Source organism: Streptomyces sp. NPDC046931 (assembly GCF_040644655.1).
Taxonomy (GTDB): domain Bacteria; phylum Actinomycetota; class Actinomycetes; order Streptomycetales; family Streptomycetaceae; genus Streptomyces.
Genome location: NZ_JBEYWX010000023.1, coordinates 55,711 through 69,429, shown reverse-complemented (window position 1 = coordinate 69,429; position 13,719 = coordinate 55,711). Strand labels below are relative to the sequence as shown.

The following is a 13,719-nucleotide window of genomic DNA, read 5'->3' as shown; positions in this document are numbered from 1 at the left end:
TCATCCTCGTGATCCTCATCGCGGGCAGTGAGGACGACACCGCCCGTCGGCTCGCTCCGGTCATCGTCGAACGCTCGGCTCCACTCCAACGCGAGGCCTTCGCCATCCACCTGCGCAACCTCGCCCGTCGACTGCCCGAACTGACCCCCCTGGCCCACGAACTGGCGGAGGTGATTCACCCGCACGGCGGGCGCGACTGACGGTCCCTGAACAGAGCGTGATCCATCCGAGTCGGGGCGGACGTCCACAGGTCGGGGTGGCTCTGGAGGTCACTCGTCGACGGACCGCCGGTTCAGCGGTGCTCCGGGTTCTCGAAATCGAAGCGGCGACCGGCGTCCCATTCGGAGCGCTGGTTGCCGTGGGCGGGGATGCCGCTGGCATCCTTCAGGAGCCGGGCCAGGTGCAGAAGGTTCCAGGTCATGAAGGTCGTGTTGCGGCTGGTGAAGTCGTTCTCCGGGCCGCCCGAGCCCGGATCTAGTGCCGCATCCGACAACGTCCGCCCTGTTGAGGTACCGACAGAGGTCGGGGGCGTGTGGCTCCGAAGGCCGGAAAAGGGGCGCGAGGCTGGATTTTGCGCCAGGGACGGTCCGGTGGCGAAATGGTCGACCCTCGATGTCGAAACCTGTCAGGATCCTCGAATGGAGATCCTTCGCATCGCTCAGGTCGAGGCGGTCAAGGCCGCCGGGTACCTCTTCGACTCCGCCCCAGGGCAGGAAGCGACTGAACGGTTCCTGGGGGATGAGCGCCATCACCTCCTGATCGCCTACGTGGACGACATCCCGGCGGGGATGGTCACTGGTGTCGAGATGACTCACCCGGACAAGGGGACCGAGATGTTCCTGTACGAGCTGGGCGTGGACGAGTCGTTCCGCGGGCGTGGCGTCGGCCGGGCTCTGGTGTCGGCGCTTGCGGACCTGTCGCGCGAACGGGGCTGCTACGGCGCGTGGACGATCACAGACGAGGACAACGGCGCGGCAATGGCGACGTACTGCCGTGCGGGCGGTGTCCCGGAAGCGCGACAGGTGGTGCTCACCTGGACGTTCGATCAGCCGTAGGTCGACGCGACGGAGCCGCTTCTCGCACTGGGCAGTTGGCGACCCGACGTCCGGCTGGCCGCCTGGGTGGCGCGGGTGGCCCGGTCTGGGGGGCCCGAGGTGGGGTGACGCGGAGCCGGTCGAGGCTGCTGGTGCCGCGGGTGATGCGGCGGGTCATCAGGGGTGAAAGCGCGAGGTTAACACCGCTGTCATGGCTGTCCGAGGCCGTCCTCGGGCGGATCTCCCCATGCGCCCCGGGTGCCTACCCACCCAAAATGGATCGCCGACGTCCCCGGATCCGCGCCATGTTGGCCCGGCCGGAGCTCGGCGCGTAGCGTTGGACAGGTGGATGCGTACCCCGTTGCCGTCATCGGTGCCGATGCTGACGTGCGCGGGGGGTGTTGGCGTCTCCTTCTGCGGTGGGGAAGTCGGAGTTCTCGTCGTTGGTGGTCGTGGTCTGGAACATCCAGGCGCCGTCGGATCTTGGTCGATCTTCTGTCCTACCGGGAGCTGGTCAGCGGAGTGCGCTGACCTCGGGTGCCGAGAGCGTTCGGGAGTAGACGTGGACGTCGGATCACCCCCGACCCTGCGACCGACACCTTTGCGGTTCACCACCCCGTCCAGGCTGGCTCAAGAAAACGGGGACACGGCCCGTTTCCCAGCAGTCGACGGGGTTCTTGACGAGCGGACCAGGGTGCTGGGTGAACACGTCATGTGCCTCGCACTCGTCCGCCTCCGATGCCTCCGCCGGGTCGGTGCCCGGGCCGGTTCCGTCGTCGAGTGGCGCCGGCGACGGGGCGGGGGAGTAGAGGCGGAGCCCAGAGGGGTCGGTCGGTGGTGGCGGCGAGTAGGGCCGGGAAGACCTCGCTGCTCACGTCCGTTGCGGCCGCCGGTGACGGGGTCGAGGCGGCAGTGGTTGCGGGCGCGGACTCCTCCGGGGATGCCTGCTCGGGTTCCTGCAAGCTGTCGAGCTCGTCCGGGACGTCTTCCCAGGGCCCCTCGGCCGGGTGGGATGCCTGCCCGGACACCTTCAACGCGGTGGTGATCTGCTGGTAGGCGGCGTGCTCGAGGCGTGGGACGGTGATGTCGGTGCCGGCGTAGTCGAGGTTTTGCGGCGTGCTGAGGGAGGCGTTGAGGATCTCCGCCTCGGGGAGGCGAGCGGCCGCCGTTGCTCAGGAGCGGTCTTTCTGATCAGTGGGCAGGGGGTTGTCCTGGGCTGATCAGTTTGGTGCCTGGTGGTGGTGGCGCTGTCAGGCTGGGTTGCTACGGCTCGGTGCCGGGGTTGAGTCCTGAGAAGTGGTGTACCGGTTCCCACCCGATCCGGGCGTTTGCCTCGGCTTCGGAGTGAGCGTCCGGATACAACGGACATGGATCCAGCCGGCGGAGAAGTAGGAACGGCTGACCAGCACACACGGCGGCGGCCCGCGAACACACCAGGTGTTCGCGGGCCGCCGCTTCAGGAGCACCAGAGGCAAGGAGAGAATCCGTGCCCCGCAGTCCCGACGACGACGCGCCTTGCCGTATGAGCAATGCCGATACGCAGCTCAGTGCCGATCAGCAGCAGGCCGCCGTCAATGACCGGACGACGCTGCGCGGCGGAGTGTGCACCGGCAATCCGAAACGTCGGCGTGAGCTCACAGCCACAACCGTCGGCACCCACCCTCGTGTCGCGGAGGGTGGCACCCGAGTGGGCCGGGAGCGTGTGTCCGGCGTGACGAAGGCCACGGAGGCGGAGGCCCTCCGGAGACCGGAGACTGCGCGAGCACGGCGCCGTTCCGCCCGGAGGAGATGCGCCGGAAGGTTGCACCCTTCTCGCCCGCGACGGGGTGCACGAGAGCGTCCGAACGTGCACAGGGACGCACGTCGCCACTGTTCGTCACCTGCGACCGGTCTCGCCTCCACGGATTCCGGCCACTCCGCCGTGCCCCCGGACGGCGCAGCGCCCGCCATTCCTCCCTGGTGCACGCCGCGAGGAATGGTGGGACGCCGCAGGAAGTGCGCCGTGGTGGATCGGGATCAGTCGGCCAGCCGGTTGATGGCGGCGGCAGCGATGCCTTCCATGTAGCCGGGGTCGTCGCTGGGCTGACCGGAGAGTTCGACGATGCCGAACCTGTGACCGCTGCGGATGACCGCGACACCGCCGGCGGCCCCGCCGTCACCGTTGAAGGCCGGGTACCACCTGCCCTCGCCGGCCTTGACGGTGAGCGTGTGCCCCTTGCCGTAGTACCAGTGACCAGCCGGCTCGGCCTGGCAGCCGCGCACCAACTCGTTGAGCTGCTTCTCGTACGAGGCCGCCGACGTATTGGTGGAACCGTCTGCGACGGATTCGGTCAGCAAGGTGTCCTTGGTGTCGAAGGTCCAGGTCACGTCGGCATAGGCGCTGGCCTTACCCTTGGTCAGCGTTCGCATCGTCTCCTCGCCGGAACACGCCGAGAGAGCCTGCTTCCCGGTCATGTCCACCGTCGCGCCGACCGGGGAGAGGCCCTGCTGGAAGAAGTCGTCGCGCTGGATCAGGTTACCGGCGCCGAGGCGGGGCTCAGCAGGAGTGGCGGTGGGCGCGGTTGCCGGCCGGTTCGGCGAGCCCGTGTCCGCGCCGGCGGCAGCGGGATGCGCGCCGATACCGACCGCGAGCAGGGCCGCACCGATGGAGGCTGCTACTCCTGCGGTACGACCGCGGCGCGAGAACTTCTTGCTGGCAGCTTGGTTGTCGAACATCTCATTCCCCTGTGTGGTCACCATGTGGCTTGGGTTCTCGTACAACCGGGGAGATGCACGGGGTACTGGAGATGTTGGACAGCGATCTGCTGCGATCGGTGTGAGCCGCCTCACCTCTGTCAGCGAGATCGGGTTGGTCTCAGAGCTGTGTGACGGCCGCACGGACGATCCGCGTCATCGCGGCCGTGTCCAGGCAGGCGTCGACCTCCAGGACCCCGTAGTGAGAGCCGTTCCAGAGTATGGCGATGCCTCCGCACGGTTCCTTGCCTCGTGGGGCGGTCCCTGTGGTGTTCAGGTCACCGTTGTAATAACCCAGCCAGCTTGCAGTGATACTCGGAGCGACATCGATCGTGTGCGTCGGTCCGTAGACCCAGTGGGTGGCCGGTTCGTTCTGGCACGGCACTTCCTCCAGCAGGAGGCGCTCGGTGAAGTTCTGAGCCAGGGCCGGGCTATGGGCGTCAGCGGCGACTTCGCGCGCGACCTGGTCCTCGATGTTCATCGCCAGCGTGGGGTCGCTGCTGTCCGCGTCCCTGGTCGTCATCAACCCGCGGAAGTATGAGTCCGACCCTCCCAGGGTCTCGCCGAGGGTCTTCTCCCCGGTGCAGGCCTCGTTGGCGTATCTGCCGTCCCCGAAGCGATCCCGCATGTAGATGTGCTTCGGGAATCCGGCCTTCCGGAACTCGGCCGCTGCCAACAGGTGCCGGCCCGTCATGGGTCCGCCGGCGGGCTTCGGCGCGTCGGAGCCGTTACCCGGCGAGGACGTCACAGCGCCCGGCGTCACTGCCCGAGTGATCGGAGCAGAGCGAGCGGGCAGGACGAACCGGCCGGTCAGCAGGCCGAGCCCGATGGCCACCAAAAGGATGACGACGACCGTCCGAGCTCGCACGGCAGTACCTCCCGGCTCCTACTCAAGCTGAACTGCCGGTTGACACCGGAGCGTTGGAATGTCTTAGAAGCCGCCGCCGAGGCGGTCCCGCATGAAGCGGCGAGCCTGGTGGATGCGGTCCTTGACCGTGCCCAGGGGAGCGCCGGTGATCTCAGCGACCTGAAGATAGGTCAGGTCTCCCAGATCGCGCAGCACGAAGGATTCCACCAGGGCCGGATGCCGCTCCTCGAGCGCGGCCAGCGACTCCATGAGATCCAGGCGGGTACCCGCGATGACGCTTGTCGTTCGAGGGTCGACGCCCTCGGGAAGGACCGCGTGACTGTCCTCCGCGCGCCGGCGCATCGAGCGGTACGTGGCCCTGGCGGCGTTCGAGGCGATCACTGTCACCCACCCGAGGAACGAGCCCCGTCCGCTGTACTCCTGCAGATGTGTGCTGATGGACAGCAGAGCGTCCTGCGCGGCCTCTTCGGCGTCGGCGTGGTGCGGCAGGAACCTGGAGCAGCGGCGCATGACCGTGGGGCGAAGCTTGACAAGGAGGTGGTCCAAGGACGCCCGGTCACCTGCCCGGGCGGAGGCCACGAGTCGTGCCAGCTCGTCCTCGTCGATCACCTTGCTGTCCCCCGTTCTCGTCCGACCTGAAGTCCGCCTGGCCTCACCGCGGTTGGCCCGGACGCTTCCGGCAGAATGTTGCCACATGCAGAAGCTGGGCCGTTATCTCCTCGAGAACAGGCTGGGAGCCGGTTCGTTCGCCACCGTCTGGAAGGCGTACGATCCGGAGCTCGACACGGACGTCGCGGTCAAGGTGCTGGCCGACAACTGGGCGTCGAACGCCGACGTACGGGAACGATTCCTGGCAGAGGCGAGGCTGCTCCGCAAGATATCCAGCCCACGTGTCGTACGCGTTCACGACGTCGGTGTCCAGGACGACCGGCCCTACTTCGTCATGGACTACGTCCGGGGCGGCACGCTGGCCGAGAAGATCGGGCACTGCCTGCCCGCGGAGGCACTCCATCTGGCAGCCGAGGCCGGATACGCGGTTCAGGTGCTTCATGACACCGGCGTCGTCCACCGCGACATCAAGCCGTCGAACCTCCTGCTCGACACCGGCCGCACGCCCACTGCCGTACTTGTCGCAGACCTCGGCAGCGCGAAGCGACTCGCTGACGCGTCGGGGTTGACCGTGACCACCGGTACTCCGGCGTACATGGCGCCCGAGCAGGCCTTCCAGACCGGCGGGTTCGATGGTCGAGCCGACGTGTACGCCCTCGGTGTCGTGACGTTCGAACTGTTGACCGGCATGAAGCCGTTCGGTTTGGGCGGTCGTCTCACCCTCACACCAGAGCAGGCATCGACATCTTTGCCGCCAAGGATTCCCAGGGAGCTGGGGGTTCCGAACGGCGTCGACACACTTCTTCGTACCGCGCTGTCCGTCGATCCCGAGGACCGACCGCAGACCGCGCAGGCGTTCGCGGACGCGCTGCTGTCACGGGGAGGAGGGGAGTGGGTGCCGACCGCGTCTGCGCGGCCCACACGCCTTGCGGTTTCGCTTGCGGCGGTCCTCGTGTACCTGGTGACAGCGGTGCTGACCTGGTTGCTCCGCTGAACGCGGATTCCCCGTCGGCGTGCAGATCCGAAGAGCAGGCGAACATGCCGTTGCCGAACACTGTCGCGAGCGCCTCGGGAGGCGTGTCGCCCAGCCAACGTCGCCATGCCTGACACGCCGCAAGCCGGCGTGCCACTCCGATGCCGCATTCGATCACCCGGCTGGGCGGTGCCGCCGGGCCCGCCCGGGCCGATGCGCATCGAGCGGGGCGAGTCGGCCGGAAGGGGATTTCCCGGGAGGTCGCATCGACGCCCGCGCCTCAGGCGGGCGCCACGGCTACAGACCCCCTTCTTCAGCCTGGCCCAGCGGCGAGGGTTTCGTGAGTACCTGACCGGGCTGCTGGCGCCGCGGGAGCGGAACAAGACCATCACCTGCCTGGCGGGGGCGGAGCCGGTGGCGGGTGCGGGGATGCCGGGGGTGCAGCGGCTGCAGTTCTTCCTGTCCGAGTCTCCCTGGGAGGCCGAGCTGGTCAACGACCGGCGGCTTGAGCTGCTGCGTGAGGAGCGGGTATGTCAACTTAACGGCCCTGTCTCACATTCGGTGGTGACGGAGAGTCGTGAGGGTCGTTGACTTCGCGTGAAGGATGTCAACGAGCTTGCGCAGATGGTGTTTTCGGGGCTGTTCCCGCTGGTCATAGAGGATGTGACCGACGAGGGTGAGCGGATCGTGGTGCAAGCTCGGACGCCGACGGAAGCCGCGGTCTGTCCGGTGTGCGGGGAGCCGTCCGGGCGGGTGCACGGCTATCAGCTGGGCGGCTTGGTCGCATGGACGATGGCGGAGTCCATGCCGTAGGCGAGCGGGTGGGTCGGGGTGATCTGGATGTCGGTGAACCCGGCATCCTCCTGGCCGGTGCGGTATTCGGTGAAGGGCAGTGCTGTTCGGCGCGACGGCCCTGGGGCGGCGACCGCTCTCGCGGTGGTCGGTGTCGTCCATCGCGGCGCCACCAATGGGCGGGGCCGGACGGGGTACTCGTGTCTCCCTTTGACCGACCGCGAGAGCCGAACGGAATGCCAGTTGATGAACGCGCAAGACGCCGGGAAACTGCTCGATGGACTGACTGTGGACGCCAGTCGGCGGGAGCAGCCGATCGTGCTGGACGCGGAGGGACGCCCCATCCGGACGTGGCGAGAGAACTACCCCTACGAACGGAAGGTGGGACGCCAGGAGTACGAGCGTGCCAAGCGCGTGCTGCAGATCGAGCTGCTCAAGCTCCAGCGCTGGGTCAAGGACACCGGCACGCGCGTTGTCGTCGTGTGCGAGGGACGTGACGCGGCGGGCAAGGGCGGCACGATCCAACGGCTCACCGAGCGGCTCAACCCGCGCGGCGCACGCGTGGTCGCCTTGGACAAGCCCACCGAACGTGAAGCGGGCCAGTGGTACTTCCAGCGGTACGTCGCGCAGTTGCCGACGGCCGGGGAGATCGTGTTCTTCGACCGCTCCTGGTACAACCGGGCCGGTGTGGAGCGCGTGATGGGCTTCTGCTCCCAGGAGGAGTACGAGCTGTTCCTCGCCCAGTGCCCGACCTTCGAGCGGATGCTGGTCGACAGCGGTACCGTGCTGGTGAAGTTCTGGTTCTCGGTGTCCCGTTCCGAGCAGCGCACACGCTTCGCGATCCGGCAGGTCGACCCGGTGCGCCAATGGAAGCTCTCGCCCACCGACCTGGCGTCCCTGGACCTCTGGGACGCCTACACCGAGGCGAAGGTCGGGATGTTCCGCGCCACGGACACCTCCCACGCCCCCTGGACCGTCGTCAAGAGCAACGACAAGCGGCGGGCCCGACTCGAGACCATGCGAAGTCTGTTGTCGCGCATCGACTACGCGAGCAAGGACCACGAGGCGGTGGGCACACCCGACCCGCTCATCGTCGGCGCCGCCGACACCCTTCTGGAGCCCGGTGAGGAGGACACCACGCTCTCGCCCACGCCGCTCTCACCCGGTCTCGGCGTCCCCGGCAAGCACCCCGGCAGCGCCTGACCCTCACCCGTCCGGGGCCCGTCCGACACCGCAGGCCCTGACGCCTCTCGGCCAAGGCCGGCGGGGTTCATGCTCCGTAGCGTCTGCGCACGCGGTGCCCTCACCGCCGCCGCCGCTCGCGTCCGGCCCACCGCCCGCACCGCCACCCCGCTCGAGTCGGCGTGGGACTTGCCCGCCGGCCGAGCTGATCGCGACCGGCCGCCTAAAACCCCACCTCCGCGACATCACCGCCTGCGCCGCCGCCTGCTGCGCCTGTCCGTACGCCTGCGGGACGGCGGTGCGCTGCGAGCTGCGCCAGATGGTCCGGGCCCAGGGAGCCGGCCGGGCCGCGTGACCTGCCGCTACGGTGGATCAGGAGCACGGGGTTGCGACAAGGGCTGCGTTTGGCTGTTGCGCTGGAGGTTGCGACAGGGGGTGCGCCTACTGTCGCGCGCCCCGGAGGACGGCTCCTGGACCCGCGCAGGTCACCACACGGTTTCGTCGTGGTCGGAGCCCTGACATCCCCGTCGCGGCCGCCTTTTCACCCATGTCCCCTGGAGTGGAGGAGTAACGACGTTGTGAACGAAATCGGGTGGGGTGTCTTGGTCGAGGCCCGAGGCTTCTGGTGCCCGCGCCGCGTCCACTGCTGGGGGCGGTGATGGTGCACTGAGGCCTGGTGGCTACTCTCGTCTCTCCGTCGATCTGGAGTGGAGGGGAGCAGGCTGTGCGCAGTGCCGCCGTGACGCCCGAGGGCGGCCAGATCCGCTGGGTTGAGCTACCGGGACAGGAGCCGTCCCGCGTCTACGTCCATGGTCTGGGCGCCACGTCACCGGCCTACTTCGCGGAGGTCGCGGTTCATCCTCTGCTCGCCGGACGTCGTTCGCTGTTGATCGACTTGCTCGGGCACGGCATCAGCGACCGGCCGACGGACTTCGACTACACCCTGGAATCCCACGCCGATGCCCTTGCCGCGGCCCTGAACAGCGCGGGTGTCATGGGCGCCGAGCTGATCGCGCACAGCATGGGTGGCTCGGTGGCCATCGTCCTGGCCGCCCGGCACCCCCATCTGGTCTCCCGCCTGGTCCTGGTCGATGCCAACCTTGACCCGATCCCGCCCGCACCGGGCGCCACGGGCAGCAGCGGCATCGCCGCGTACTCCGAGGAGGAGTTCCTGGCGGGTGGCTGGGAAGAGATCCGCGAACGGGCTGGTTCCCACTGGTGGTCCACGATGCGCCTGGCAGGCCGGGAGGCCCTGCATCGCAGCGCGGTCCACCTCACCCGCGGCACCGTCCCCACCATGCGTGAGCTTCTGCTGGACCTGAAAATCCCCCGCACCTACCTGCTGCCCGAGGCCGACGGCCCGCTCCCGGGAATCGATGCGCTCACCGAAGCCGGGGTGGCCGTGGTCTCCATCCCGGACTGTGGGCACAACATCATGCTGGACAACTCGGAAGGCTTCGCCCGCGCCACCGCAGCGGCGCTCTGGGACCACAACCAGCGATAGCGCCCAAGTGGCCCGTAACGCGGAGAGAGCCGCGCGGGTTCCTCCTGTGTGATGACGAAGGAATGGGCCCGTGCGGCCCTGTCTCATCCTGCCTTCACCGGCATCTGCCGTGCACATCTCGGCGGTTTGATCGACGAGCTGGCCGGGCCGTGGACCGCGCGCTGTGAGTCCGCACTGCACGAGCGGCGCGGCGGCAACCGCAGGCAGCGGCCTGGTGCCGGGCCGAAGCACGACCTCGTCTTCACCGACCGGGTGTTGGTCACCCTGGTCCACCTGCGTCACCAACTCCCGCACGCCGCCCTCGCGGAGCTCTACGGCCTGGAGCGGTCCACCATCACCAGGGCGATCGGCGAGATCCGTCCGCTGCTGGCCGCGCGGGGCTTCGCCGTCCCCGACCGGCCGGGGCTTGGGCTGCACACGCTGGCCGATGTCTTCGCCTACGCCGCAGCCGAAGGGATCACGCTCCGCATCGACGGCACCGAGACCCAGGTCCGCCGCCCCAGGGCCCACCGGCCCGGCCGTTGTGCGTTCGTCTCCGGCAAGAAGAAGCAGAACACCATGAAGACCGCCACCATCAGCGACGCCCGGGGCCGCACCCCGCGGTCCGGGGCCGACCGGCCCGGAAGAATGCACGACCAGACCGCGATGCGCACCGAAGGCATTGCCGAACAGCTCCGCCTCCACCCGGACGTGAGAGCCGAGGTCGACGAGGGCTACCGGGGCCTGGCCAACGAGTTCCCCGACCAGATCTCGGCACCGCCGAAGAAGCCGAAGGACTTGGAGGGCATGCCGCTGACCGAGCGGTACGGATGGCGTGAGATGCGCCGCCGCCAATCGTCATGCCGGATCTGTGTCGAGCACGCCAACGCTGAGCACCTGCAGTGGCGCCCCTTGCAGCGGTTTCTCGGACGTCGCGAGCATTACCCGGCCACCCACCGTGCCATCGCCGGCCTGGTCTCCGGCCGCGCCGCCCAACGTGCCACCCACCGCAAAGCGAGCACCGCACTCGTGCCCGTCACCCCGACGACCCGCTGAATCACCCACCAGCCGAACCCCCCAGGGCTTCGGCGTAGTCGGCGGGCGCCCGTTTTGTGATCATGCGAGGCCGAGGAGCGCGAGGGGTCGGCGGGCGTCGCGTGCATTGCGGCGGAGGCTGGCGGCGATGTTCTTGACGCCGCTCAGCCGGAGGGCGCCGACGACGAGGTTGCGCCAGGTCGCCATCGCGCGGGGTGCGTTGCCGGTCCGCAGTTGGGAGGCGTCCTCGGCGAAGGTGGTGTCGCGGACGTGGTGCAGGGCCTCGATCTTCCAGTGGTCGCGGATCAGTCTCGCGAGTTGGAGTGGGGTGGCCTGTTCGGCGGTCAGGCTGGTGACCGCGTAGACGGTCGTGATGGTGGTCTTGCCGGTCTTGCGGTCGGTGCGGCGGCGCTTGATCTGGACGGCCTGGCGGGCACCGGGGAAGAGCAAGTTGTTCACGGTGGCGACCTTGATCCGGCGGATCTCCGCGCGGCCGTGGCCGGTGCCCCGGGTGCGGCCCTGGAACGGGATGTCCTGCCAGGGAAGGGACTTCAGCTGCTTGCGCAGCTTCTTCTGGTTGCCCTTGACGATCGCGATGTAATGGGCCCCGCGGCCCAGGAGGTAGGTGGCGTGCTCGCGTTGCGTATGGAGCGCGTCGCTGGTGACCACGGTTGTGGCCAAGTCTGCGACGGTGTCGAGGAGCGGCTGGAAGCGGGTGACCTCACCGGTCTTCTCGCCCACGTCGAGCTGGGCCAGGACCAGCCCGGTGGTGTGCTCCACCGCGGCGAGCAAGTGGATCCTCCGTCCCCGGGCCTTCGCCGCGCCGCGCAGGGACTTGCCGTCCACAGACAGGCCGCACAGCCCGGTGCTCTCGGGCCGACGGTCGGCGAGCCATCCGCCCACCGCCCGGTCCAGGGCATCACCGTCGATGTGGGCGAGCAGCCGGCGGACTGTCGCCTCCGAGGGCACCAGTCTCCGGGGCAGTACTGGATCGGGGCGCACGCCGAGTCGCTCCAGCACGTGCGGCGGGGCGTCCCCGATCCACTCGCCGACTGCCAGCAGCGAGGTCGCGCCGGTCAACACCGCGCACGCGGTCAGCGTGAGCACGATGGCCAGGGCATGGCGCACACCGCGCGGATCGCGCGGATCTGGCACCTGAGCCAGCCGCTCCAGCAGGCCGGGCACCTCCCCGGGCCCGACGTCGGACTGCTCGCGGAGCCGGTCAAGGGCAGGCGGAATCGGGGATGATGCGTCGGCAGGCACGGTCTTCCAGGCAGGTCACGGGGCGTAGAGGACCCCATGAGCACGGGAACCTTACCGGCATCGTCCCCCGGGTCACAGCAATGACGCACCCTGGCCTGCCACCCAGGTCTGCCAGACACGACGGGTGTTCGGGAGGTCAGGGCGGTCAAGGAGCCAGAACACATACCCGGCATGGCACCGGGCCCACGGACTGTCCGAATCGGCTGCCCGATCGAGCCTGCCCCGTAGGTCAGCGCTGTCGACAGCCCGGGCAACCCGCACGTATTCGCGATCCTTGCAGCGATACGCCCGGCTGACGACGATCTCGACCAGGTCGGTGAGCTTCGCCTTGATCACTTCCTCCTGGCGAGCACGGGCCACCTTTCGGATCAGGCTCTGCTTCGTACCCCACGCCTTCGCGTGCTGCGTCCACTCCAGCGGGTACCTCGCCTCCCACTCCAGGAACAGCAACACATAGGGCAGCCCCGGCCACGCCGCCAGATCCCCGTCCACAGGGCCACCCCACACCCCATCAGGCAGCGAACGCCTCTGGGCTTGCTGATACCTCCGACGCGCCTGCAGAAAGGCCGGCTCCCGGTACCGCTCGTCCGCTCCCAGGGGACGCGTCAGCAGCCACATCTCGTTGGACCGGGCGAGCGCGTCCGTGACCTTCCTCTGGGCCTCCGCCAGATGGACGAGCGCTGCACCTCTCGCAGCCGGATCCTCCGCTATAAGCCCGAACGCCCAACCCAGTCGCTCAGCCCATGCGCAAGCGTCGTCCGCATCTGTACCTGCCTCTTCAGCCACGCACGGGATCATCTCCTAGCGCAGTCGGCTCGCTCCACCCGACGGTGCGAGGGAGACGCAAGGGCTCCGGGGCGCAACGGACATGAGCAGGAACTTCCCGCCCTCCCTCTCATCATTCCAAATGATCACGAAACGGATGCCTCCCGACTACGCTGAAGCCCTGCTTCTCAGGCATAGGCGGGATCCAGCCATTTCTCTTCGAGTGAGTACGGCTCACATCCTCGCTTGGGACACAGTGCACACACAGAAACTCCATGCAGCATCAGGTAGCCAGGGCCTCGAATGTCGCTGATTCGATAGAAAGAGGTTTCAGGCCAAGGTCCGCATAGGTAGTTCGAATGTCTGTACGGACGCGCGTGCAACACCGTATGGTGGCGCCGCGCTTGGCGGGAACCTGACCATTCCCTTCTGCCTTCGCGCATATCAATCAGCGACCGGGAGGACCGTCGTTGCTCACGGGGGAGGAGGGGTGCGTCTGCCATGCAGTCGCATCGGGGATCTGCGCACGTCAACTCAGCCGGTGACATGAAGTTCTGAACCGCCTTCAGATTCGCACTCACCGAGGTTCCCCATCCCGGCCGCCCTCACGGCCCGGCGTCACCCCTTTGAACGTAGAAAGGGATGCTTCTTGCAGCCCAGACCATGGTTCCGCGTGCCCGGGTCACGCAGACCCGGTAGAGCGGGAAAGCTCACCACCGCCATCACCTCCGTCGCCACGCTGGCACTGCTCACCGGCCTCGCAGTCCAGCCCGACCTCGCCACGAGTCTGGCCGGCGCCCACTCCAGCGACCGGCCGGACGACTGGTACGAGACCACCGGCGACGAGCAACTGCGCTTCGACCAGTGCCTGATGGCCGACGGGCTGCGCCTTGGCGGCCCGCGCATGTACACCTTCGCGCAGAACGCCCTTACCGCTCTTGCCCCCATACATCGCACGCGCACACGACGCCCGGCTGCGTGA

13 protein-coding genes and 2 pseudogenes are annotated in these 13,719 nt (G+C 68.3%); 8 read left to right on the top strand and 7 right to left on the bottom strand.

Annotation, left to right across the window (positions count from 1 at the left end; genetic code table 11):
• The first annotated feature begins 8 nt into the window (after positions 1-8).
• A complete protein-coding gene (locus tag ABZ876_RS30575; RefSeq protein WP_361788004.1) occupies positions 9-200 on the top strand; it encodes a hypothetical protein in 192 nt (63 codons plus the stop codon).
• A 92-nt stretch (positions 201-292) separates the two neighbouring features.
• Here the strand turns inward: ABZ876_RS30575 and ABZ876_RS30570 are convergent.
• Positions 293-478: pseudogene (locus ABZ876_RS30570) on the bottom strand (flavodoxin family protein); the annotation flags it as partial.
• Here ABZ876_RS30570 and ABZ876_RS30565 point away from each other — a divergent pair.
• Positions 420-1,055 carry a GNAT family N-acetyltransferase gene (locus ABZ876_RS30565; protein ID WP_361788002.1) on the top strand — a complete coding sequence of 212 codons (636 nt, stop codon included), beginning with the start codon at positions 420-422 and terminating at the stop codon, positions 1,053-1,055. The pseudogene ABZ876_RS30570 and the gene ABZ876_RS30565 overlap by 59 nt on opposite strands.
• A 1,995-nt stretch (positions 1,056-3,050) precedes the next feature.
• On the opposite strand, the gene ABZ876_RS30560 is transcribed toward ABZ876_RS30565, so the two are convergent.
• The 3 genes from ABZ876_RS30560 to ABZ876_RS30550 form a co-directional block, all read right to left on the bottom strand.
• Entirely contained in the window at positions 3,051-3,749 is a 699-nt protein-coding gene (locus ABZ876_RS30560; RefSeq protein WP_361788000.1) for a hypothetical protein, read from the bottom strand.
• Between the two features lie 139 nt (positions 3,750-3,888).
• Positions 3,889-4,635 carry a hypothetical protein gene (locus ABZ876_RS30555; RefSeq protein ID WP_361787998.1) on the bottom strand — a complete coding sequence of 249 codons (747 nt, stop codon included), beginning with the start codon at positions 4,633-4,635 and terminating at the stop codon, positions 3,889-3,891.
• Positions 4,636-4,698: 63 nt separating this feature from the next.
• The gene (locus tag ABZ876_RS30550; protein ID WP_361787996.1) at positions 4,699-5,244 is read right to left on the bottom strand and encodes an RNA polymerase sigma factor; all 546 of its coding nucleotides are present in this window, start codon (positions 5,242-5,244) and stop codon (positions 4,699-4,701) included.
• Positions 5,245-5,296: 52 nt separating this feature from the next.
• Between ABZ876_RS30550 and ABZ876_RS30545 the strand changes: the two genes are divergently transcribed.
• Positions 5,297-6,238, top strand: coding sequence for a serine/threonine-protein kinase (locus ABZ876_RS30545; protein ID WP_361787994.1), 942 nt, complete (start codon positions 5,297-5,299; stop codon positions 6,236-6,238).
• A gap of 576 nt (positions 6,239-6,814) precedes the next feature.
• Positions 6,815-7,030, top strand: a complete 216-nt coding sequence (locus tag ABZ876_RS30540) for a hypothetical protein (protein WP_361788088.1) — start codon at positions 6,815-6,817, stop codon at positions 7,028-7,030.
• On the opposite strand, the pseudogene ABZ876_RS30535 reads toward ABZ876_RS30540, so the two are convergent.
• Positions 6,982-7,113 (bottom strand): annotated as a pseudogene (locus tag ABZ876_RS30535) (arsenite S-adenosylmethyltransferase); the annotation flags it as partial. The gene ABZ876_RS30540 and the pseudogene ABZ876_RS30535 overlap by 49 nt on opposite strands.
• A gap of 142 nt (positions 7,114-7,255) precedes the next feature.
• Between ABZ876_RS30535 and ppk2 the strand changes: the two are divergent.
• From ppk2 to ABZ876_RS30520, 3 genes are all read left to right on the top strand, one after another.
• Positions 7,256-8,212: a polyphosphate kinase 2 gene (gene ppk2 / locus ABZ876_RS30530; protein WP_361787992.1), complete on the top strand. Its 957-nt coding sequence runs from the start codon at positions 7,256-7,258 to the stop codon at positions 8,210-8,212.
• Positions 8,213-8,915: 703 nt separating this feature from the next.
• Positions 8,916-9,695, top strand: a complete 780-nt coding sequence (locus ABZ876_RS30525; RefSeq protein WP_361787990.1) for an alpha/beta hydrolase — start codon at positions 8,916-8,918, stop codon at positions 9,693-9,695.
• Between the two features lie 51 nt (positions 9,696-9,746).
• Positions 9,747-10,730 (top strand): transposase family protein, encoded by a 984-nt coding sequence (locus tag ABZ876_RS30520; RefSeq protein ID WP_361787988.1) that lies wholly within the window; start codon positions 9,747-9,749, stop codon positions 10,728-10,730.
• Positions 10,731-10,790: 60 nt separating this feature from the next.
• Here ABZ876_RS30520 and ABZ876_RS30515 read toward each other — a convergent pair whose 3' ends face one another.
• Together ABZ876_RS30515 and ABZ876_RS30510 are read right to left on the bottom strand one after the other, a co-directional pair.
• On the bottom strand, positions 10,791-11,972 hold the full coding sequence (locus ABZ876_RS30515) for an ISAs1 family transposase (RefSeq protein WP_361787986.1): 1,182 nt from the start codon (positions 11,970-11,972) through the stop codon (positions 10,791-10,793).
• 72 nt (positions 11,973-12,044) lie between these two features.
• On the bottom strand, positions 12,045-12,464 hold the full coding sequence (locus ABZ876_RS30510) for a hypothetical protein (protein ID WP_361787984.1): 420 nt from the start codon (positions 12,462-12,464) through the stop codon (positions 12,045-12,047).
• Positions 12,465-13,410: 946 nt separating this feature from the next.
• Here ABZ876_RS30510 and ABZ876_RS30505 point away from each other — a divergent pair.
• Entirely contained in the window at positions 13,411-13,719 is a 309-nt protein-coding gene (locus ABZ876_RS30505; protein ID WP_361787982.1) for a hypothetical protein, read from the top strand.

Bases quoted from the DNA above. Each gene is read 5' to 3' on its own strand.
- ABZ876_RS30565 (WP_361788002.1), top strand. From the start codon at position 420: ATGAAGGTCGTGTTGCGGCTGGTGAAGTCGTTCTCCGGGCCGCCCGAG.
- ABZ876_RS30560 (WP_361788000.1), bottom strand. From the start codon at position 3,749: ATGTTCGACAACCAAGCTGCCAGCAAGAAGTTCTCGCGCCGCGGTCGT.
- ppk2 (WP_361787992.1), top strand. From the start codon at position 7,256: ATGAACGCGCAAGACGCCGGGAAACTGCTCGATGGACTGACTGTGGAC.
- ABZ876_RS30520 (WP_361787988.1), top strand. From the start codon at position 9,747: ATGACGAAGGAATGGGCCCGTGCGGCCCTGTCTCATCCTGCCTTCACC.